20 protein-coding genes are annotated in these 19,434 nt (G+C 65.8%); 12 read left to right on the top strand and 8 right to left on the bottom strand.

What is annotated here, in order from left to right; all coding sequences use genetic code 11:
- Positions 1-120 precede the first annotated feature (120 nt).
- Complete coding sequence (gene adk / locus GWK50_RS08840; protein ID WP_162016160.1) at positions 121-777, top strand: adenylate kinase; 657 nt, start codon at positions 121-123, stop codon at positions 775-777.
- Positions 778-843: 66 nt separating this feature from the next.
- Here adk and GWK50_RS08835 read toward each other — a convergent pair whose 3' ends face one another.
- On the bottom strand, positions 844-1,821 hold the full coding sequence (locus GWK50_RS08835) for an asparaginase (protein ID WP_162016159.1): 978 nt from the start codon (positions 1,819-1,821) through the stop codon (positions 844-846).
- A 70-nt stretch (positions 1,822-1,891) separates the two neighbouring features.
- On the opposite strand from GWK50_RS08835, the gene lexA reads away from it, so the two are divergent.
- The 3 genes from lexA to GWK50_RS08820 all read left to right on the top strand — a co-directional run bounded on the left by lexA (position 1,892) and on the right by GWK50_RS08820 (position 4,132).
- Positions 1,892-2,566 (top strand): transcriptional repressor LexA, encoded by a 675-nt coding sequence (lexA, locus tag GWK50_RS08830; RefSeq protein ID WP_162016158.1) that lies wholly within the window; start codon positions 1,892-1,894, stop codon positions 2,564-2,566.
- A 254-nt stretch (positions 2,567-2,820) separates the two neighbouring features.
- The gene (locus tag GWK50_RS08825) at positions 2,821-3,030 is read left to right on the top strand and encodes a hypothetical protein (protein WP_162016157.1); all 210 of its coding nucleotides are present in this window, start codon (positions 2,821-2,823) and stop codon (positions 3,028-3,030) included.
- A 94-nt stretch (positions 3,031-3,124) separates the two neighbouring features.
- On the top strand, positions 3,125-4,132 hold the full coding sequence (locus GWK50_RS08820) for a D-2-hydroxyacid dehydrogenase family protein (RefSeq protein WP_162016156.1): 1,008 nt from the start codon (positions 3,125-3,127) through the stop codon (positions 4,130-4,132).
- Positions 4,133-4,234: 102 nt separating this feature from the next.
- Here GWK50_RS08820 and GWK50_RS08815 read toward each other — a convergent pair whose 3' ends face one another.
- Together GWK50_RS08815 and GWK50_RS19850 are read right to left on the bottom strand one after the other, a co-directional pair.
- Positions 4,235-5,365, bottom strand: coding sequence for a branched-chain amino acid ABC transporter substrate-binding protein (locus GWK50_RS08815; RefSeq protein ID WP_162016155.1), 1,131 nt, complete (start codon positions 5,363-5,365; stop codon positions 4,235-4,237).
- Between the two features lie 133 nt (positions 5,366-5,498).
- The gene (locus GWK50_RS19850; RefSeq protein ID WP_242455334.1) at positions 5,499-5,771 is read right to left on the bottom strand and encodes a hypothetical protein; all 273 of its coding nucleotides are present in this window, start codon (positions 5,769-5,771) and stop codon (positions 5,499-5,501) included.
- A gap of 571 nt (positions 5,772-6,342) precedes the next feature.
- Between GWK50_RS19850 and GWK50_RS08805 the strand changes: the two genes are divergently transcribed.
- Positions 6,343-7,566 (top strand): IS110 family transposase, encoded by a 1,224-nt coding sequence (locus GWK50_RS08805; protein WP_162014914.1) that lies wholly within the window; start codon positions 6,343-6,345, stop codon positions 7,564-7,566.
- Between the two features lie 16 nt (positions 7,567-7,582).
- Here GWK50_RS08805 and GWK50_RS08800 read toward each other — a convergent pair whose 3' ends face one another.
- Both GWK50_RS08800 and GWK50_RS08795 read right to left on the bottom strand, forming a co-directional pair.
- Positions 7,583-8,017, bottom strand: a complete 435-nt coding sequence (locus tag GWK50_RS08800; protein ID WP_162016153.1) for a DNA polymerase III subunit chi — start codon at positions 8,015-8,017, stop codon at positions 7,583-7,585.
- 8 nt (positions 8,018-8,025) lie between these two features.
- Positions 8,026-9,534, bottom strand: coding sequence for a leucyl aminopeptidase (locus GWK50_RS08795; RefSeq protein WP_162016152.1), 1,509 nt, complete (start codon positions 9,532-9,534; stop codon positions 8,026-8,028).
- 23 nt (positions 9,535-9,557) lie between these two features.
- Between GWK50_RS08795 and lptF the strand changes: the two genes are divergently transcribed.
- From lptF to GWK50_RS08765, 6 genes are all read left to right on the top strand, one after another.
- On the top strand, positions 9,558-10,652 hold the full coding sequence (lptF, locus tag GWK50_RS08790) for an LPS export ABC transporter permease LptF (RefSeq protein WP_162016151.1): 1,095 nt from the start codon (positions 9,558-9,560) through the stop codon (positions 10,650-10,652).
- Entirely contained in the window at positions 10,649-11,752 is a 1,104-nt protein-coding gene (gene lptG / locus GWK50_RS08785) for an LPS export ABC transporter permease LptG (RefSeq protein ID WP_162016150.1), read from the top strand. The genes lptF and lptG overlap by 4 nt, the downstream gene beginning before the upstream one ends.
- Positions 11,753-11,767: 15 nt before the next feature.
- Positions 11,768-12,148 (top strand): CbiX/SirB N-terminal domain-containing protein, encoded by a 381-nt coding sequence (locus GWK50_RS08780; protein WP_162016149.1) that lies wholly within the window; start codon positions 11,768-11,770, stop codon positions 12,146-12,148.
- Positions 12,149-12,191: 43 nt separating this feature from the next.
- Complete coding sequence (locus tag GWK50_RS08775; protein ID WP_162016148.1) at positions 12,192-13,133, top strand: CysB family HTH-type transcriptional regulator; 942 nt, start codon at positions 12,192-12,194, stop codon at positions 13,131-13,133.
- 14 nt (positions 13,134-13,147) lie between these two features.
- Positions 13,148-14,305 carry a pyridoxal phosphate-dependent aminotransferase gene (locus tag GWK50_RS08770; RefSeq protein WP_162016147.1) on the top strand — a complete coding sequence of 386 codons (1,158 nt, stop codon included), beginning with the start codon at positions 13,148-13,150 and terminating at the stop codon, positions 14,303-14,305.
- A 114-nt stretch (positions 14,306-14,419) separates the two neighbouring features.
- Positions 14,420-15,391 (top strand): MBL fold metallo-hydrolase, encoded by a 972-nt coding sequence (locus GWK50_RS08765; protein ID WP_162016146.1) that lies wholly within the window; start codon positions 14,420-14,422, stop codon positions 15,389-15,391.
- 42 nt (positions 15,392-15,433) lie between these two features.
- Here GWK50_RS08765 and GWK50_RS08760 read toward each other — a convergent pair whose 3' ends face one another.
- The 3 genes from GWK50_RS08760 to GWK50_RS08750 all read right to left on the bottom strand — a co-directional run bounded on the left by GWK50_RS08760 (position 15,434) and on the right by GWK50_RS08750 (position 18,169).
- Positions 15,434-16,291 (bottom strand): YbgC/FadM family acyl-CoA thioesterase, encoded by an 858-nt coding sequence (locus GWK50_RS08760; protein WP_162016145.1) that lies wholly within the window; start codon positions 16,289-16,291, stop codon positions 15,434-15,436.
- A gap of 5 nt (positions 16,292-16,296) precedes the next feature.
- Positions 16,297-17,223, bottom strand: coding sequence for an alpha/beta hydrolase (locus tag GWK50_RS08755; protein WP_162018063.1), 927 nt, complete (start codon positions 17,221-17,223; stop codon positions 16,297-16,299).
- 76 nt (positions 17,224-17,299) lie between these two features.
- Positions 17,300-18,169, bottom strand: a complete 870-nt coding sequence (locus tag GWK50_RS08750; protein WP_162016144.1) for a fumarylacetoacetate hydrolase — start codon at positions 18,167-18,169, stop codon at positions 17,300-17,302.
- Between the two features lie 75 nt (positions 18,170-18,244).
- Between GWK50_RS08750 and GWK50_RS08745 the strand changes: the two genes are divergently transcribed.
- Positions 18,245-19,381, top strand: a complete 1,137-nt coding sequence (locus GWK50_RS08745) for an iron-containing alcohol dehydrogenase (protein ID WP_162016143.1) — start codon at positions 18,245-18,247, stop codon at positions 19,379-19,381.
- Positions 19,382-19,434 lie beyond the last annotated feature (53 nt).

Raw genomic sequence — 19,434 nt, 5'->3', positions numbered from 1 at the left:
AGTGAGGGTACAAGCGGCCCATGCTATCCTTGCCCCCCTAATAAGAGCACCGCATCCGGGGGGCAGCGGTCCCGTGGCCCGCAGTGCCGACAGATTTTCCACACTTCGAGGACTATTCCCATGAGACTGATTCTGTTGGGCGCCCCCGGCGCCGGCAAGGGCACGCAAGCCGCTTTCATCTGCAAGAAATACGGCATTCCGCAAATCTCCACCGGAGACATGCTGCGCGCCGCCGTCAAGGCCGGAACCCCCCTGGGGCTCAAGGCCAAGGCCGTCATGGAATCGGGCGCGCTGGTGAGCGACGACATCATCATCGGCCTGGTCAAGGAACGCATCACCGAACCCGACTGCGCCAATGGCTTTCTGTTCGACGGCTTCCCGCGCACCATTCCCCAGGCGGACGCGATGAAGGAAGCGGGTGTCAAGCTCGACTACGTGCTGGAAATCGACGTGCCTTTCGACGCCATCATCGAACGCATGAGTGGTCGGCGCTCGCACCCCGGCAGCGGCCGCACCTACCACGTCAAGTTCAATCCGCCCAAGGTGGCAGACAAGGATGACGTGACCGGTGAACCCCTGATCCAGCGCGACGACGACAAGGAAGAAACCGTCAAGACACGCCTGGAGGTGTACAGCGCCCAGACGCGCCCCCTGGTGGATTACTACTCCGGCTGGGCAAAGCAAGACCCCGCCGCTGCACCCAAATACCGCGCGATCAGCGGCACCGGCAGCGTGGAGGAAATCACCGCGCGCGCCCTCGCTGCCCTGGCAGACTGAGAGATCAAGCTTGCGGGCCACGGCCTGCAGCCTCTGCAACGCCCCGCATGCGGGGCGTTGTCGTTTTCAGAGCGTGGGAGCCGATGCGCCCAGCAGTTCCAGCAACAAGGACACCCTGGCCTTGACCGGAATGAGGCCCGGCGACAGTGGCAGCGCAGCGTGGGCCCAGGGCAAGGACAGCACCTGACCCAAGGGGCAGCGCGTGGTCACGCGCACAGCCACGCCGGCTTGCTGCGCGCGCTCCAGCGCGGCTTGCAGCGCATGGTGCAGCGTACCGTTGCCCGTGGCTGCCACCACCAGGCCCTGAACGCCGTCGCGCACCAGCGCATCGACCGTGGCCCCACACGCCCCAGCGTAGTTCATGACGATCTCGACACGCGGCCAGGACGCACCGGACGCTACTTTTTCAAGAGCGCCCTGCGCCCATCCCGCCTGCGCTTGAGGCCAATCCTGCGCCAAGCGCACGCGCCCTTCCTCCACCCAGCCCAACGGCCCGCCTTCGCCCGAGCTGAACGCATCCACGCGGTACGGATGCACCTTCTGAACCTGCCGCGCACCATGCACGGCACCGGCACACACCACCAGCACCCCCCTGGCCCCCGGCGCATGCGCCACAGCCATCGCGTCCAGCAGGTTCTGCGGCCCATCGGGGGCGATCGCCGTCGCGGGCCGCATGGCACAGGTCAGCAGCACAGGCTTGCGCGCATCGAGCACGCTGTGGAGAAACCAGGCTGTCTCTTCCAACGTGTCCGTGCCATGCGTGATCACCACGGCTCGCACGCTGTCGTCCTGCAGGTGTTCATGGCAGCGCTGCGCCAACGCAGCCCACACGCCAAACTCCATGTTCTTGCTGTCGATCTGCGCCACCTGCTCGAAATCCAGCGGCCCCTGCGCAGCCTGCGCCAGGCCCGGCACGCCCGCAAGCAGATCCTGCACCCTTACCTGCCCGGCCACATATCCAATGTTGTCACCCGCTGCAGCGGCCTTTCCGGCAATCGTGCCCCCCGTGCCCAGCACCACGATTTTTTTTGTTTCCACTTGCATCCCTCGAAAAACTGGTTAAGAATACAGTTACTGTATTAAACAACAGCCATTTGCCCACCGGGAGCCCGTCATGCAAAGCAGCCCCAAGCTCACAGCCCGTCAGCAACAGATCCTGGACCTGATCCAGAACGCCATTGCACGCACCGGTGCCCCGCCCACCCGCGCCGAAATTGCCACTGAACTCGGCTTCAAGTCTGCCAATGCAGCCGAAGAGCACCTGCAGGCCCTGGCCCGCAAAGGTGTCATCGAGCTGGTCAGCGGCACCTCGCGTGGCATCCGTCTGCGCGGTGAAGCCATTCGCTCCCTCAACGCGGCACGTGGCACCCAGTACAACCTGCCCATCCCGGGCCTCAGCCAACTGGTGCTGCCCCTGGTCGGGCGTGTGGCGGCGGGGTCCCCGATTCTCGCCCAGGAACATGTGGAGCAGTCCTATTGCGTGGAAGAAAGCCTGTTCCAGCACAAGCCGGATTACCTGCTCAAGGTGCGCGGCATGTCCATGCGCGACGTTGGCATCATGGATGGCGACCTGCTCGCCGTGAAAACCTGCCATGAGGCGCGCAACGGCCAGATCATCGTGGCACGCCTGGGCGATGACGTCACCGTCAAGCGCCTGCGGCGCACCGCCCAAGGCGTCGAACTGCTGCCCGAAAACCCCGACTACCCCGTGATCGTGGTGCACCCCGGCGAGCCCTTCGCCATCGAAGGCCTGGCCGTCGGCCTGATCCGCAACACCATGCTCATGTGAGCCTGCATCCTGCACCGCCCCAGGTGGCGGGCGCGCGTGTGGCCCCTGATGACCCACGGCCCTGAGGTGGTGCTGTCCCTGCAATCCTGCCAGTGTTCAACCCTGACCTCTGGAGTATTCACATGGGAATTGTTCTCTTGGCAACGTCCGTCCTGCCCCGCCCTTTTCTCGGCCTGTATCGCTGGTGGAAAGGCCATGCTCATCGCCCCAACCGCGCATCAGCCCTGCCACCACCGCACGCCCGGCCTTGTGCGATGCCACCCCTTCCGCGCAACCCCGTAGCCTCCCGCGCACCCCGCGTCTGGCAGGGGCCGGTGCAGATGCCGGGTCATGGCGCAGCCCTGCCCCCTTCTCGGCCCCTGCGCTGCCACACCAGCGCCAATGGCCGGATGGTCATTGCCGGGCGCATGGCCGATGTCTGTGCAGAGCTGGAGCGCATGGCCGCTTGCGAACAGCGCCATTAGCACTGCGCGGCCCGGTGGAACTGAACTGCTTGCAGCGGGCCGCATTTACCCCTGGTTGCATAGGCCAGGGGCGCGCCCAAGGCACAATGGCGGGATGAACATCGTGATCCTCGACGACTATCAGGATGCGGTGCGCAAACTGCACTGCGCGACCCGTCTCGACGCCTTCTCGGCCAAGGTCTATACCAACACTGTCAAGGGACTGGGGCAGCTTTCGGTGCGCCTCAAAGATGCCGATGTCATTGTGCTGATCCGCGAACGGACCCAGATCACCCGCCAATTGGTAGAAAAGCTCCCCCGACTCAAGTTGATCGCCCAAACCGGACGCGTGGGCTCACACATCGATGTAGCCGCATGCACCGAACGTGGCATCGCCGTAGCCGAGGGTGTGGGCTCGCCGGTCGCACCTGCCGAGCTGACATGGGCGCTCATCATGGCCTCCATGCGGCGCCTGCCGCAGTACATCTCCAACCTCAAGCATGGGGCCTGGCAACAATCAGGCCTCAAGGCCGCAGGCATGCCTCCCAACTTCGGCATTGGCAACGTACTGCGTGGCAAGACTTTGGGCATTTGGGGCTATGGCCAGATTGGCCAAATCGTTGCGGGCTATGGCAAAGCATTCGGCATGAACGTGCGTGTCTGGGGCAGCGAGGCTTCGCGTGCCAAAGCACTGACCGATGGTTACCAGGTGGCATCCCAATGTGAGGAATTCCTGGCTCAATGCGACGTGGTGTCACTGCATTTGCGCCTGTGTGATGCCACGCGCGGCATTGTCACCCTGGAAAGGCTTTCGTCCATGAAGCCCACAGCCTTGCTGGTCAACACCTCGCGCGCCGAACTCATCGAGCCTGACGCATTGATCGCCGCTCTCAACCGAGGCCGCCCCGGAATGGCCGCCGTGGATGTGTTCGAGAGCGAGCCCATCCTGCAAGGCCACGCCCTGCTGCGGCTGGAGAACTGCATTTGCACGCCCCACATCGGCTATGTGGAGCAGGACAACTACGAGTTGTACTTTGGTGCGGCATTCGACAACGTGGCGAACTTCATCAAGGGAACACCGACCAATATCGTCAACCCTGGAGCCCTACAGGTACGCCGCTGAACACCGAGCAGTAGCTCGCCACCCCCCCAAAGAAAGCGGCCTCCACACGGGAGGCCGTTCTGCGAAGCACACCCAAAGAGGTGTGCGGGAGGCGCCTGAAGATCAGTTCAGAGGCGTCTTCTTGCCATCCACGTACTTGTACAGGGTGATGGCGGGGTTCTTCATTTCGCCGTTGTCTTCGAAGGCGATGGCAGCGGTCACGCCCTTGAAGTTGGACTTGCGGATTTCAGGCGTATAGACCTTGGGGTCCACCGAGTTGGCGCGCTTCATGGCGTCCACGAGCAGCATGGTCGCGTCGTAGGTGTAGGGGCTGTACACCTGGAACTGACCGGGGTACTTGGCATCGTAGCGCTTCTTCCACTCCACGCCGCCAGGCATCTTGGCCAGCGATGCACCACCTTCGGCGCAGACCACGTTGGTCAGGGTCTTGGCACCCGCAGCCAGCTTGGCGATTTCAGAGGTGCAGACGCCGTCGCCACCGAAGTACTTGACGTCGGCCATGCCCAGTTGCTCCATCTGGCGCAGCATGGGGCCGGCTTGGGGGTCCATGCCGCCAAAGAAGATTGCGTCAGGCTTCTTGGCCTTGATGGCCGTCAGGATAGCCATGAAGTCGGTGGCCTTGTCGTGCGTGAACTGCTCGTCCACCACCTTCATGCCCTTGGCCAGAGCCACTTTCTTGAACACGTCAGCCACGCCCTGGCCATAGGCGGTACGGTCGTCCACCACAGCAACGGTCTTGAGCTTCAGGGTTTCAGCCGCGTAGGCAGCCAGACCCGCACCCAGAGAGTTGTCGGTAGCGATGATGCGGTGCGTGGTCTTGTAGCCAGGCTTGGTCAGGTTGGGGTTGGTGGCGGCGCCCGTGACCATGGGAATGCCGCAATCGTTGTACACCTTGGACGCGGGGATGGTCGTGCCCGAGTTCAGGTGACCCACCACGCCAGCGACCTTGGAGTCGCACAGCTTCTGTGCGGCAGCGGTGCCTTGCTTGGGATCGGCTGCATCGTCTTCGCCCTGCAGTTCGAACTTGATCTTCTTGCCACCGATCGTCACGCCCTGTGCATTGAGGTCTTCAATGGCCATGCGAGCGCCGTTTTCGTTGTCCTTGCCGTAGTGGGCCTGGGCACCGGAAATCGGGGCCACGTGACCGATCTTGACCACCTGCTCTTGTGCAGAGGCCATACCAGCGACAGCCGCGATAGCGGCAACTACGGTCAGTTTCAACTTCAATTGCATAGGATTCTCCAGTAAAGAATGGACGCTGAGATGCTTGTTTTTTTCTCAACGGGCGTGAAGGTACATCATTTTTTCAAGCCCAAATACTAGGGAACACGATAGCCATTAGAAAAAATTGGGCATGGCAAGCAAATCAAGCGGTGCCAGGGTGGCTGGCGAGCTCATCTGCAACCGCCTCATAGACCGATTGACGCACCACGGATTCCACTTCTTCGCGCAGTCTGGGCAGGATGGAACGGGTCTGTTCCTGCACCACATGGGCGATGGCCTCACGCAGGCGCTTCTCCAGAAGCACATCGACCCGCTGCATCACGCGGTGCACCATCATCTCTTCAAAACCCTCCGGCAGGGTCGGCTGCGAAGGCTTGCCCGGCGTGGTGGTCATGGACTCGGATGCGTGCACCACTGCGGTCGTCTTCGCTGGCAACTGCGCGGGCGTCACGACAACCGTTGAGGGCCTTGGCGCCACTGCTGCGGCTGGCGCATGCGCCGCAAGCACTGGGGCCGCCGCAGGCGCACGCGGTGCGACCGCCGGTGCCACAGGAGGGCGCTCGATCGGCGGGCGCTGCACCACAGGAGGCGCCGGCGGCGCAGACGAGTGCGCCACAGGTTCACGCGCCGAACCTGGCACTGCCGGGCGCACGGCTTGGGGCGCAGCTCCCTCGGGCACCACTTCGGTGAGGGTAGGAACAAAACGGGGCGGCGTGCGCGCAGGCGGACGGGAGGGAGGCGTATTCATCTCAGTTATCCATAGCGCTGTGCGCCACCCGCATCGCATGAAACGGGTGTCCAATGTTGGACGCGGTGGCTGGCACAGAGGTCGGTTTGTACTTGGTGCTTCGAACCCGAATCTCAGTTGGACCCGCAGTCCCACGAGCACCCCATACTGTGGCCCTGGGTTCTTGACCCTCGAGCACGCATTTCAGACTCCGACGACGTGGACTGCACGCCGATGCCACCGTGAACAGGAGGCTGTCATGGACGTGATTCATCCGCGCTGCGCGGGACTGGACGTGCACAAGCAGACGGTGGTGGCCTGTGCCCGCATTGCCGGTGATGGACCGGCGAGTCAGGGAGTGCGAACGTTTGAGACCACCACTTCGGGCCTGCTGGCCCTGGCCGACTGGCTGGAGTCGCTGGGTATCGAGCACGTGGCGATGGAGGCCACCGGCGTGTACTGGAAGCCGGTGTGGCACATCCTGGAGGGCCACTTCGAGCTGATGCTGGCCAACGCCGCTCATGTCAAGAACGTGCCAGGGCGCAAGACCGATGTGAACGACGCCATGTGGCTGGCCGACCTGCTGGCCCACGGCCTGATCCGCGCCAGCTTCGTGCCGCCCACTGCGGTGCAGGAACTGCGCACGCTCACCCGCACGCGCAAGCAGTTCGTGCGCGAGCGCGCCTCGCACGTGCAGCGCATCGAGAAGGTGCTGGAGGACGCCAACCTGAAGCTGTCGGTGGTGCTCAGCGACATCCTGGGCAAGGCCGGGCGCGCCGTGCTGCAGGCCATCATCGATGGACACAGCAAGCCCGAGGAATTGGCCGCTTGCGTGACCACCCGCGTGAAGGCCAGCCCCGAGGAACTGCTCGAAGCCTTGCGTGGGCGCATCCGAAGGCACCACCGCTTCATGCTCAAGCTGCACCTGGGCCACATCGACGCGCTGGACAAGGCCATTGGCGACATCGAGAAGGAGGTGGGCCAAGGGCTCGAGCCCTTTCGCGCAGCGGCCAAGCTGCTGACCACGATGCCGGGCATCAGTACCGTGGCCGCCGACGCACTGATCGCCGAGGTCGGCATCGACATGGGCCGCTTTGCCACGCCTGGCCACCTGCTGTCCTGGGCCTGCCTGTGCCCGCGCAACGACGAGAGCGCCGGCAAGCGCCGCAGCACCCGGTTGCGCCGCGGCGGCAAGTGGCTCAAGGCCACGCTGGTGCAGGCCGCCTGGGCGGCCGTACGAGTCAAGGGAGGCTACCTGCAAGCGCAGTTCCATCGCATCCGAGCGAGACGAGGTGCCAAGAAGGCCATCATCGCCGTGGCCGCCTCCATGCTCACAGCCGCATGGCACATGCTCAAGGACGGCACCGAATGGCACGATCTGGGCGCGGCCCACTTCGACCGCCAAGACGCCTCCAAGACCGCCAACCGCCTCATCCGACGCTTGCAACAGATCGGCTACCAGGTCAGCGCCGTGCCGGCTTGAATGGGGGCGTTTCATTTCAGACAGTTTTCTGACCCAGGTCGTGTTTCACGGGCTCGTGCCCGCATTCGCGGTAACGTCGCCAACGCTGGCGTGCCAGTTGCTTGTCGTGTTCATCGTCGGCGCTGACCACCTCCACCACCTGGGCATATTCGCCCCAAGCCTCGGGCACGTCGTCCCCCAGGTTGAGCAACATGTCGCGGCTGGCAACAGCCTGCCCCGGCAGCGCCAAGACGATGTGTGATGCCTGCAGCACATGCTCTGGGCTGTCTGCCCGGCAATGCGCAACAAAGTCCTGAGGCGCCATGTTCCAGAGCATGGTGTCCACACGCTCCAGTACCTCCGCAGATCCCACAATGGCCAGATGGCGTTGCGCCCGCAGGGCTTTGCGAGCCACCCGACAGGCATGCGCCAGCCGGTCTGGCACCTGGGTATGGAAAGCAATTTCAGGCATCGCCGGATTCAGGCAGCTGGCGCTGCCGAGCCCTTTCTGCGGCGCGCCGGGGACGATGTGCCGGTACTGGGTACAGCGGTCGCGGCGCGCTCCAGCAGGTAATGCACGAGCAAACCCACCGGGCGCCCCGTGGCCCCCTTGGCGGCTCCACCCTTCCAGGCGGTGCCTGCAATGTCCAAGTGCGCCCAGGGCTGCTCCCCGGCAAAGCGCTGCAGGAACTTGGCCGCAGTGACCGAACCCGCTGGCCGCCCCGCCACGTTGGCCACGTCGGCAAAGTTCGTCTTGAGCCCTTCGGCGTAGTCGTCGTCCAGCGGCATGCGCCAGCAGAGGTCGTCGCTGGCTTCCCCAGCGGCCTGCAAGGCCGACGCCAGCGTGTCATCGCTGGCAAACAGACCACTGCGCACACCACCCAGCGCAATCACGCAGGCGCCCGTGAGCGTGGCAATATCGATCATGGCTGCGGGCTTGAAGCGCTGTGCATAGGTCAGCGCATCGCACAACACCAGGCGCCCTTCGGCATCGGTGTTGAGAATCTCGATGGTCTGTCCGCTCATGCTGGTGACCACATCGCCCGGTTTGACCGCACGGCCATCGGGCATGTTCTCGCAGGCGGGAATCAAACCCACCACGTTGATGGCTGGTTGCAGCTCTGCCAGTGCACGGAACACGCCCAGCACACTGGCGGCGCCGCACATGTCGAACTTCATTTCGTCCATCTCTGGCGCGGGCTTGATGGATATACCCCCCGTATCGAAGGTGATGCCCTTGCCCACCAGCACCACCGGCGCCTGGGTCTTGGCTGCGCCCTGGTAGCGCAGTTCGATGAAGCGCAGGGGTTCCTCGGCCCCGCGCGCCACGGCCATGAATGCCCCCATACCCAGATGCGCCACCTCGGCAGGCCCCAGCACCTTGCACTGGATGCCTGGGTGCTTGGCCAACCCCTTGGCGGCCTGCGCCAGAAGGTTGGGCGTGGCATGGTTGGCCGGGCGGTTGCCCCACTCACGGGCCAGCTCCACCCCCACCGACACGGCCACCGCACGCTCAAAGGGCGCCGACATGGCGCGCGCATCGTGCACCCCCACGAGCACCCGGGCCAGGCTGCGTGCCTCGGCCTTGGACTTGGTGGCCGTGTACACATAGCTGGCCTGCGCCACGCCGCGCACCACCGCCTCGACCGCTGCAGCACTTGCCGCGCCTGCAACGCAGACCACAGCGCGCTTGGGCGCCCCCTGCTTGAGGGCCGGTGCCACTGCAGCCACCGCCTGGCGCACTGCGCGCGCATCGCCCGCACCGATGCCGGCCAGCACCACGCGCCGCGCGGCTACACCAGCGACTTGGTACGAATGCAGGCTCTTGCCCGGCTTGGTATCCAGGTCCTTGGCTTTGATCGCCTGTGCCACCAGGTCTCCCAGCGCATCCTTTCCGGGCGCAAACCCGTCGGGCACCAGCAGCACCAGCAGATCGCACTTCTCGGAGGCTGCCTGAGCAACGTCCATGGTCTTGAGTTCAAAGTTCATAATCACCCTTTTACGTCGAACCAATGTTATTCGATTCATCCATCCGCAAGGAGTTGGCGCGCAGCTTTGGCGCCACCCTGGTGGTGCTGGTCACCGTGGTCATGACCATGATGCTGATCCGCACCCTGGGCCAGGCAGCACGCGGCAACGTCAACCCTTCCGATGTGATGCTGGTCATGGGCTTCACGGTGCTGGGCCAATTGCCCACCATTCTGAGCCTGAGTCTTTTCATCGCCATTGTGGGCACGCTCTCGCGCATGTACCGCGAGAGCGAGATGGTCATCTGGTTCGCCAGCGGACGGGGGTTGTCCAGCCTGCTGCGCCCGCTCTTGCGCTTTTCCTGGCCGGTCATGCTGGCGGTGGGCGTGCTCTCGCTGGGGGTGTGGCCATGGGCCAATCGGCAGATTCAGGAGCTGCGTTTCCAGTACGAACAGCGGAGCGATATCGACCGCATTTCCCCGGGGGAGTTCCAGGAATCGGCCAACGGCCGTCGGGTCTTCTTCATCGACAAGGAAAGCCCCGACCCCCAGTCCGCCAACAATGTATTCATCCTCACTTCGGATGCCAAGGGCGATGCCGTGACCTCTGCGCGCAGCGCCCGCATGGAAGTGCGTGGCGACGAGCGCCTGCTGGTGCTCAGCCAGGGCCAGCGCCTGGATACGCCCGCAGACAAGTCCGGCACGCGCATCAGCCAGTTCGAGGAATACAGCACGCACATCGGGCAGGCGCCCCCCAGCGCCCTGGATGAGACACAGGCCAAGTCGCGCGCCACACTGCGCCTGATCGAAGACCCTCAACCCTTGTACATGGCGGAACTGGGCTGGCGCCTGGGACTGGCGCTGGCAGCCTTCAACCTGGTGCTGCTGGCGCTGGGCCTGGCCAGCGTGAATCCCCGGGCCAGCCGCAGCGGCAACCTGATGCTGGCACTGTTCACCTTCATCGTGTACTACAACTTCATGACACTGGGCCAAAGCTGGGTGGCCGCCGGCAAACTGGGCCTGCCGACCTACATGGCCCTGCTGCACGGCGGTACCTTCGCGCTGGCGGCGCTGGTGCTTGCCGTACGCCACAACCACTGGAGCCCGGCACAGCTCTGGCAGCGGGGTGCCAAGGCATGAGAACCATCCGCAAACTGGTACACCGCGAGGTGATCGGTGCCGTGTCCTTCGTGACCTTCGGGTTTTTGGCGCTGTTCTTCTTTTTCGACCTGGTGGATGAATTGCGCTGGGTCAACCGCAGCCCGACACCTGGCAACGACATTTCGCTCGCCGTGCTGTCCGTGGCTCTGCGTATTCCCAGTCATTTGTACGAACTGCTGCCCATCACGGTGCTGATCGGGACGATCTTTGTCATGGCGCGGCTGGCACAAAGTTCGGAATTCACCATCATGCGCACCAGCGGCCTGGGCCCAGGCCGCGCGCTGCGCGCTTTGTTGACCCTGGGTCTCGGTTTTGTGCTGGTCACATTTGCGGTCGGCGACTACCTCGCCCCCTTGAGCGACAAGGCAGCGCAGCTCATCAAGGCCCGCGCCCAGGGGCGCCTGAGTACCGGTGCCACTGGCGCCTGGCTCAAGGAGCGCCAGGGTGACCGCTCCTATGCGGTCAACGTGCGCGCGATCATCGCCGACGGCAGCATGCAGGGCGTGCGCGTGTTCGAGTTTGACGATCAAGGACGCATGGCAGCGCAAATCCACGCAACCAGCGCCCGCTTTGTGGATGACGGATGGATGCTGCTGGAAGCCCGTCGCAGCGTTTTTGCGAGCCAGGACTCCCCCAACGCCCACATCACCCAGGAAGAATCTGCGCAACTCCTGTGGCCCACCACCATCACCTCCGACATGGTGGCCGCTGCCGTGCTCAAGCCCGATCGCATGGCCACCATCGACCTGTTCCAGTACATCAGCCACCTCAAGGACAACGGCCAGTCGGCGCAGCGCTACGAGATCGAGTTCTGGCGCAAGGTGTTCTACCCGCTGTCCTGCCTGGTGATGGTGGTGCTGGCCCTGCCCTTTGCCTACCTGCATTTCCGCTCTGGTTCGATCGCAGGGTACGTGTTCGGCGGCGTGATGGCAGGCATCAGCTTCTTCCTGCTCAACAACCTGTTCGGCTTTGCCGGCAACCTGCAGAACTGGTCGCCCTGGCTCACGGCTGCGGCACCGGGCATCATTTATTCGCTGGCATCCCTGGCCGCCTTTGGCTGGCTGGTGCTGCGGCGCTGACCGCTGTACAACTCCATGACCACACCCACCCAAGGCATCGTTCTGTTCGCACACGGCTCGCGCGACCCCCTCTGGCGCGCGCCCATCGAGGCCGTCGAGGCCCACATCCGTGCCCACCACCCTGGCGTTGCCGTGCGCTGCGCCTACCTGGAGCTGACCACTCCCGACCTGCCCCAGGCCGTGGAAGACCTGGTGGACCAGGGCGCCACGGCGGTGACCATCGTTCCGATGTTCCTGGGCACCGGCAAGCACGCCCGCGAGGATCTGCCCGTGCTCGTGGCCGAACTGCGGGCCCGCCACCCCCACGTGCAAGTGCATGTACAGGCGGCCATTGGCGAAGACCCGCGCATGACGGCGCTCATGGCCCACATTGCCTGCACCCCGCCCGCGCAATAGACGATTGCAGCATAATGATGCGACTTTTTAGCCGCATCTGGATATGAACCTGCACCAATTCCGCTTCGTCCAGGAAGCCGCGCGCCGCAACCTGAACCTCACCGAAGCCGCCAAGGCACTGCACACCTCGCAGCCAGGGGTCTCCAAGGCCATCATCGAGCTGGAAGGTGAGTTGGGCATCGAGATTTTTGCGCGCCACGGCAAGCGGCTGCGGCGCATCACCGAACCCGGCCAGCATGTGCTGCGCAGCATCGAGCTCATCATGCGCGAGGTGGGCAACCTCAAGCGCATTGGCGAGCAGTTCAGCGCCCAGGACAGCGGCACGCTCTCCATCGCTACCACCCACACGCAGGCGCGCTACGTGCTGCCCGTGCCCGTGGCCAAGCTGCGTGAGGCCTACCCCAAGGTCAACATCAGCCTGCACCAGGCCACGCCGCACGAGGTGGCGCGCATGGTGATCGACGAGGTGGCCGAAATCGGCATGGCCACCGAATCGCTGGCCGACTACCCCGAACTCGTCACCCTGCCCTGCTACGAATGGCAGCACGTGCTGGTGCTGCCCCACGGGCACCCGCTGGCGCAAAAGGAGCGCATCGGCATCGACGACATTGCGCACGAGCCGCTGATCACCTACCACCCCTCGTTCACCGGGCGCGGCAAGATCGACGCCGCCTTTGCTGCACGCCGCCTGCAGCCGCGCATCGTGCTCGAAGCCATTGACTCCGACGTGATCAAGACCTACGTGCGCCTGGGGCTGGGCATAGGCATCGTGGCCGAAATGGCCGTGCGTGACGACCCGCTGGGCGACCTGGCCGTGCGCCCCATGGGTCATTTGTTTGGCCAGAGCGTGGCGCGCGTGGCCTTCAAGCGCGGCGCCTACCTGCGCAATTTTGTGTACAAGTTTGCCGAACTGCTGAGCGACCGCCTGAGCCGCGAACTGGTGGCCCGCGCCATGAGCGGCCAAGTGAACGATTACGAGCTTTGATCTGCGCACACGTTATGACCGAACGCACCCCCGTCCTCGCCAGCCGCCTGCCCCAGGTGGGCACCACCATCTTCAGCGTCATGTCGGCACTGGCCGCCGAACACGGCGCCGTCAACCTGGGCCAGGGCTTCCCCGACTTCGACTGCGACCCGGCCCTGATCGATGCGGTGCACCAGGCCATGCGCGCCGGCCACAACCAGTACCCGCCCATGCCCGGCGTGCCTGCCCTGCGCCAGGCGGTTGCTACAAAATTAGTAGCTACCAGCGCACACCAGTATTGCCCTGATGCCGAAATCACCATCACAGCCGGTGCCACCCAGGCCATCCTCACGGCCATCCTGGCCATCGTGCACCCCGGCGACGAGGTCATCGTGCTCGACCCCTGCTACGACAGCTACGTGCCCAACATCGAGCTGGCCGGTGGCAAAGCCGTGCGCGTGCCCCTCACGCCGGGGAGCTTCCGGCCCGACTTTGGCAAGATCAGCGCCGCCCTCACGCCGCGCACCCGTGCCCTGATCATCAACAGCCCGCACAACCCCAGCGCCACCGTCTGGAGCGCGCAGGACATGCAGACCCTGCAGGAGTTGCTGGCGCCCACCGACGTGCTGCTCATCAGCGACGAGGTGTACGAGCACATGGTGTTCGACGGCGCCGCGCACCAAAGCGCCGCGCGCTTTCCGGGGCTGGCGGCGCGCGCCTTCATCGTGTCGAGCTTCGGCAAGACCTTCCACGTCACGGGCTGGAAGGTCGGCACCGTGGCCGCGCCCGCGCCGCTCATGGCCGAATTCCGCAAGGTGCACCAGTTCAACGTGTTCACGGTAAACACGCCCATGCAGCACGGCATTGCCGCCTACCTGCGCGACCCCGCGCCCTGGCAGCAACTGCCTGCCTTCTACCAGGCCAAGCGCGACCTGTTCCGCCAGGGGCTGGAGGGCTCGCGCCTGCGCCTGCTGCCCAGCACGGGCAGCTACTTCCAGTGCGTGGACGTCTCGGCCGTGAGCGACCTGAGCGAGGCCGACTTCTGCCAGTGGCTCACGCGCGAGATCGGCGTGGCGGCCATTCCGCTGTCGGCCTTCTACGGCGACGGGTTCGACCAGCGTGTGGTGCGCTTTTGCTTCGCCAAGAAGGACGAGACGCTGCGCGAAGCCATTGCGCGGCTGCGCAAGCTCTGACCACCCACCAGGGGGGCAAAACCCAGCAAGGCACAGGGTTGTGCCATGCCGACACCACCCGCCCAGGCATGCCCACTTAGCATGCGCAGACCCACCACACCCTCAGGAGTCTGCATGCTGACACGCCGCCATTTTCTGGGAGCCAGTCTGGCCATGACCGCCTATGCCGGCGGCTCCATGGTGCCCGCCTGGGCACAAAACGCACCGTCCTTGGGAACACCCACCCTGCCTTCACCGGGCTGGCGGCGCACCAAGGTGGGCGATGCCGAGGTGATAGCCCTCATCGATGGTATTGCGCGGCGCCCTTTGGGCGAGGAGTTCGTGAAGAACGCCCCCCTGGCCGAGGTACGCGCCCTGCTGGCCAGCCAGAACCTGCCCACGGACTACATCGATGTGCCGTTCACGCCCTTCCTCATTGTGGCGGGCGGACGCAAGATCCTGCTAGACACCGGCCTGGGCGAGTTTGGCGGCCCCACCACCGGCAAGCTGCTGGAACACCTGCACGCCGCCGGTGTGCAGCCGTCCGAGATCGACACCGTCCTCATCAGCCACTACCACGGCGACCACATCAACGGCCTGCGCAACAAGGCGGGCGACTATGTGTTTGCCAAGGCCAAGGTCATGGTGCCCACCACCGAGCACGCCTTCTGGATGGACGACGCCCGCATGGCCGCCGCCCCGCAGGGCATGAAAGGCGCTTTCGAGAATGTACGCCGCACCTTTGCCTCCATGCCCCAGGGCATGCTGGTGCCATTCGAGCCGGGGGCCGAGGTGGCACCGGGCATCCAGTCCATCGCGGCCTACGGGCACACGCCGGGGCACACGCTGTTCCACCTGCAGTCGGCGGGCCAGCATTTCCATTACGTGGCCGACCTGACCAACGTGCCCGCGTTGTTTGCCCGCAACCCCGACTGGGCCGTCACTTTCGACATGGACGCCGAAGCGGCCCGCAAGGTGCGCCGCGAAATGCTGGCGCGCACGGTCACCAGCCAGTCGCTGGTGGGCGGCTTTCACTTCCCCTTCCCGGCCCTGGGCCGCATGGTGGCGGCAGGGCAAGGATACGCATTCGAGCCGCTCAAGGTCTGAATTTGCAAGGCCTGACTTCTCACAGCCCGAAGCCGCACCGGGTCACAGCGCCCGCTGCATGGTGATGTGAGGGATGCCCGCCTCCATCCACGGTTCGCCGTGGATGTGGTAGCCCGCACGCTCGTAGAACGCCCGCGCCTGCACCTGCGCATGCAGCAGCGCGCGCTGGTCGCCGCGTGCGCGGGCGGCGTCTTCCAGGGCACGCAGCACCTGACGGCCCCAGCCGCCGCCGCGCAGGGCGCGCTCCACCGCCATGCGGCCAATGCGCCCTTCCCCCGGCGCATGCTGGAGCAAGCGCCCCGTGGCCACGGGCATGCCCAGGCGGTTGCGCAGCACCACATGCACGGCGGTGGCGTCGAGTTCATCGACCTCGATGTCTGCGGGAATGCCCTGCTCCTGGATGAACACGGCATGGCGCACCCGTGCCGCATCCGGGCCCAGGGCATCCCAGGCGCCGCAGTGGGCATGGGCCATGGCATCGCCCGCCTCGTAGGCCGCAAAAATGGCGCGCAAGGCTTCCGGCACGGGGCGCGAGGTCTGCGTGGCCGGGTCGGCAAACACGTACACCAACTCGCCCGACACCAGCAACTGCTCGCCCCGGAAAATGCCCGCCTGCAACAGCAAGGACGAATTGCCCACGCGCGCACAGCGCAGGCCAATGTCCAGCAGGTCTTCCAACTGCGCCGAGGCGTGGTATTCCAGCGTGGCCTTCTTGACGTAGATGTCGCCCCCCAGCGCCACCATGCTGGCCTCGTAGGGCAAGGCCAGCGCGCGCCAGTAGTCCATCATGGCAGTGTCGATGTACATCAGGTAGTGGGCGTTGAAGACGATTTTCTGCATGTCCACCTCGGCCCAGCGCACGCGCAGGCGGTGAAAGCAGCGGAAATCGGTGCGTTGCATGGTGTTCACTCCAAAACCAAACCAAAGGCCCGGCGCAGCGCAGCCGCCGCGTCGGCATGGGCCTGGCGCGCTTCCGGGATGGCGCGGCCCATCTTGATGAATTCATGCGTGACGCCGCGGTAGATTTCCAAGTCCACCGCCACCCCTGCGGCACGCAGCTTGTCGGCGTAGTCAATGCCCTCGTCCACCAGCGGGTCACATTCGGCCAGCCCCACCCAGGCGGGGGCCACGCCCTCCACATCGGGTGCGCGCAGCGGGGCAAAGCGCCAGTCCTCACGCTGGCTGCGCGTGGGCACATAGTGGCCAAAGAACCAATCAATGGCCTGCGCCTCCAGCACCAGGCCGTGCGCAAAGGTGGCGTGCGAGGGGGTGTCCTGGTGCGCCGTGGTGCCGGGGTAGATCAGCAGTTGCAGCGCCAGCGGCAGGCCCGCATCGCGCGCCTCGATGGCGCAGACTGCCGCCAGGGTGCCCCCCGCACTGTCGCCGCCCACAGCCAGGCGGGTGCGGTCTGCGCCCAGGCGCTCGGCCTGCGCGGCCAGCCAGGCCAGGGCGTCCCAGGCGTCGTGCGCGGCGGTGGGAAAGCGGTGCTCAGGCGCAAGCCGGTAGTCCAGCGACACCACCATGGCCCCCGACAGGCGCGCCAGCTCGCGGCACAACACATCGTGCGTTTCTATGCTGCCCACCGTGAAGCCGCCGCCGTGCAGGTACAGCAGCACGGGCAGGCCCTGCCCCACGCTCGGGGCGTACAGGCGGGCGGGCAAGGCATGGCCGTCGCGCGCTGGAATGCGCAGGTCTTCAATCCTGGGCAGCTCGGCACGCGGCACTTCGAGCACGCCCGCACCCGCCTCGTAGGCGGCACGCGCCTGCGCAGGGGTCAGGGTGTGCAGCGCCGGGCGCCGGGCGCGGTGCATGCGCTCCAGCACGCCGCGCATCTGCGGCGTGAGGCGGCCATGGTGGATGTGCAGGTGTGCGTGGGTGTGCAAGGTGGAATCCACTGCCGCAAGCCCCTCACTTGAACTGCACACGCACCGGCGCAGCACCGGGCAGGCCGTGGTAGGTGGCCGTCACGGCCAGCCCCGGCTTGGGCGGCAGCAGCGGCGAGAACGAGCCCAGGCTGATGAGGTCGCCCGGCTGCATGGCCAGCCCCTCTTGCGCCAGGGCACCGGCCAGCCACACCACAGCGTTGAGCGGGTGCTCCAGAATGTCGCTGCCCTTGCCAGCACCCAGCACTGCACCGCTGCCGTCCTGCAGGCGCACCTGCATGTCGCGCAGGGCATCGAGCAGCGCGTAGCGCTCGGCGCGCAGCACGGGCACGGCCAGGGGCGCACCGGCCACGCCCAGGCGGGCGCCCACGTTGATGGCGCTGATGGCCGCGCCGTTGAGCTTGGGCGGCGCCTGCACCACCAGGTCGGGCAGCTCGATGAAGGGGATGACCTGGTCGATGGCTTCGAGCACCTCCATGGGCGTGCGCGCCTGGTTGATGGCCGCGCTCTTGACGCGCACCAGCATGTCCGCCTCGTACAAGGGGCGCGCGCCAAAGGCCGCCTCCACCGTGGCGCCGTTCGCCAGCACCATGCCCTCGTAGAGCTTGCCCCACACCGGCTTGTCGGTGTTGAAGCGCTTTTGCACCGCCGGATTGGTCAGGCCCGCCTTGTAGCCCACCACCTTGCCCAGGCGCGGCGCCAGCAGCGCGTTGAGCTTGGCGCGCGTGCAGGCGCCATCGGCATCGCTCAGCCCCTCGGGGTTGGCTGCGGGCTGGCGCGACAGGTAATGCGCCGCCAACTCGGCGGCCTGCGCATCGCTCAGGCAGGCAGCACTTGCGTTTGTCGCAAAAGCGACGGCCAGCGCCAGGGGGACAAGGGTGCGGGTCTTGGTCATGCAGGTCTCCGGGTTTACAGTTGTTTGCATCCATCCTAAACGCAAGCGGGCAGCGGTTGCTGTCACCCCCACGCCATGGCCTTCATTTACTACGTCACCCAGATCCAGTTCGAATACGGCGCCATCCAGCTGCTGAAGCAGGAGTGCGAACGCGTGGGCATCACACGCCCGCTGGTGGTCACCGACCCCGGCGTGAAGGCTGCCGGCGTGCTGCAAAAAGCGCTGGACGCCCTGCCCGGCCTGCCCGTGGCCGTGTTCGACCAAACGCCCTCCAACCCCACCGAGGCCGCCGTGCGCGCCGCCGTGGCGGTGTACCAGGCCCAGGGCTGCGACGGCCTCATCGCCGTGGGCGGCGGCTCGGCCATCGACTGCGCCAAGGGCATCGCCATCGCCGCCACGCACGAGGGCCCGCTCACGCACTACGCCACCATCGAGGGCGGCTCGCCGCGCATCACCGAGCGCGCCGCACCGCTGATCGCCGTGCCCACCACCAGCGGCACCGGCAGCGAGGTGGCGCGCGGCGCCATCATCATCGTGGACGACCACCGCAAGCTCGGCTTCCACTCCTGGAACCTGGTGCCCAAGACCGCCATCTGCGACCCCGAACTCACGCTGGGCCTGCCCCCGCTGCTGACCGCTGCCACCGGCATGGACGCCATCGCGCACTGCATGGAGACCTTCATGTCCGCCGCCTTCAACCCACCGGCCGACGGCATCGCGCTCGACGGCCTGGAGCGCGGCTGGGCCGCCATCGAAAAGGCCACGCGCGACGGCTCCGACCGCGAAGCGCGCCTGAACATGATGAGCGCCAGCATGCAAGGCGCCATGGCCTTCCAAAAAGGCCTGGGCGCCGTGCACAGCCTGAGCCACAGCCTGGGCGGCGTGAACCCGCGCCTGCACCATGGCACGCTCAATGCCATGTTCCTGCCGGCCGTGGTGCGCTTCAACGCCGAATGCGAATCGGTGCGCAAGGACCGGCGCCTGGAACGCATGGCGCATGCCATGGGTCTGGGCAGCGCAGGCGACATCCCCGAGGCCATCCGCGACATGAACGCGCGCCTGGGCCTACCCACGGGCCTGGCGGCCATGGGCGTGACCGAGGCGCTGTTCGACGACGTGATCAAAGGCGCGCTGGCCGACCACTGCCACAAAACCAACCCGCGTGTGGCCACTGCAGAGGAGTACCGGGAGCTGCTGGCCGCGTCGATGTAGCCATCGCCCCCACAAAGACGTCGCACAAAGCACGGTAAAAAATCTCGGCCTCT

This window comes from Acidovorax sp. 210-6 (assembly GCF_010020825.1).
In the GTDB taxonomy this organism is placed as follows: domain Bacteria; phylum Pseudomonadota; class Gammaproteobacteria; order Burkholderiales; family Burkholderiaceae_C; genus Simplicispira; species Simplicispira sedimenti.
This window is presented reverse-complemented; position numbering and strand designations above follow the sequence as displayed.

Excerpts from the sequence above, each read along its gene's own strand:
- adk (WP_162016160.1), top strand. The coding sequence starts at position 121 with ATGAGACTGATTCTGTTGGGCGCCCCCGGCGCCGGCAAGGGCACGCAA.
- GWK50_RS08835 (WP_162016159.1), bottom strand. The coding sequence starts at position 1,821 with ATGCAAGTGGAAACAAAAAAAATCGTGGTGCTGGGCACGGGGGGCACG.
- lexA (WP_162016158.1), top strand. The coding sequence starts at position 1,892 with ATGCAAAGCAGCCCCAAGCTCACAGCCCGTCAGCAACAGATCCTGGAC.
- GWK50_RS08825 (WP_162016157.1), top strand. The coding sequence starts at position 2,821 with ATGCCACCCCTTCCGCGCAACCCCGTAGCCTCCCGCGCACCCCGCGTC.
- GWK50_RS08820 (WP_162016156.1), top strand. The coding sequence starts at position 3,125 with ATGAACATCGTGATCCTCGACGACTATCAGGATGCGGTGCGCAAACTG.
- GWK50_RS08815 (WP_162016155.1), bottom strand. The coding sequence starts at position 5,365 with ATGCAATTGAAGTTGAAACTGACCGTAGTTGCCGCTATCGCGGCTGTC.
- GWK50_RS08805 (WP_162014914.1), top strand. The coding sequence starts at position 6,343 with ATGGACGTGATTCATCCGCGCTGCGCGGGACTGGACGTGCACAAGCAG.
- GWK50_RS08800 (WP_162016153.1), bottom strand. The coding sequence starts at position 8,017 with ATGCCTGAAATTGCTTTCCATACCCAGGTGCCAGACCGGCTGGCGCAT.
- GWK50_RS08795 (WP_162016152.1), bottom strand. The coding sequence starts at position 9,534 with ATGAACTTTGAACTCAAGACCATGGACGTTGCTCAGGCAGCCTCCGAG.
- lptF (WP_162016151.1), top strand. The coding sequence starts at position 9,558 with ATGTTATTCGATTCATCCATCCGCAAGGAGTTGGCGCGCAGCTTTGGC.
- lptG (WP_162016150.1), top strand. The coding sequence starts at position 10,649 with ATGAGAACCATCCGCAAACTGGTACACCGCGAGGTGATCGGTGCCGTG.
- GWK50_RS08780 (WP_162016149.1), top strand. The coding sequence starts at position 11,768 with ATGACCACACCCACCCAAGGCATCGTTCTGTTCGCACACGGCTCGCGC.
- GWK50_RS08775 (WP_162016148.1), top strand. The coding sequence starts at position 12,192 with ATGAACCTGCACCAATTCCGCTTCGTCCAGGAAGCCGCGCGCCGCAAC.
- GWK50_RS08770 (WP_162016147.1), top strand. The coding sequence starts at position 13,148 with ATGACCGAACGCACCCCCGTCCTCGCCAGCCGCCTGCCCCAGGTGGGC.
- GWK50_RS08765 (WP_162016146.1), top strand. The coding sequence starts at position 14,420 with ATGCTGACACGCCGCCATTTTCTGGGAGCCAGTCTGGCCATGACCGCC.
- GWK50_RS08760 (WP_162016145.1), bottom strand. The coding sequence starts at position 16,291 with ATGCAACGCACCGATTTCCGCTGCTTTCACCGCCTGCGCGTGCGCTGG.
- GWK50_RS08755 (WP_162018063.1), bottom strand. The coding sequence starts at position 17,223 with ATGCGCGGCGTGCTGGAGCGCATGCACCGCGCCCGGCGCCCGGCGCTG.
- GWK50_RS08750 (WP_162016144.1), bottom strand. The coding sequence starts at position 18,169 with ATGACCAAGACCCGCACCCTTGTCCCCCTGGCGCTGGCCGTCGCTTTT.
- GWK50_RS08745 (WP_162016143.1), top strand. The coding sequence starts at position 18,245 with ATGGCCTTCATTTACTACGTCACCCAGATCCAGTTCGAATACGGCGCC.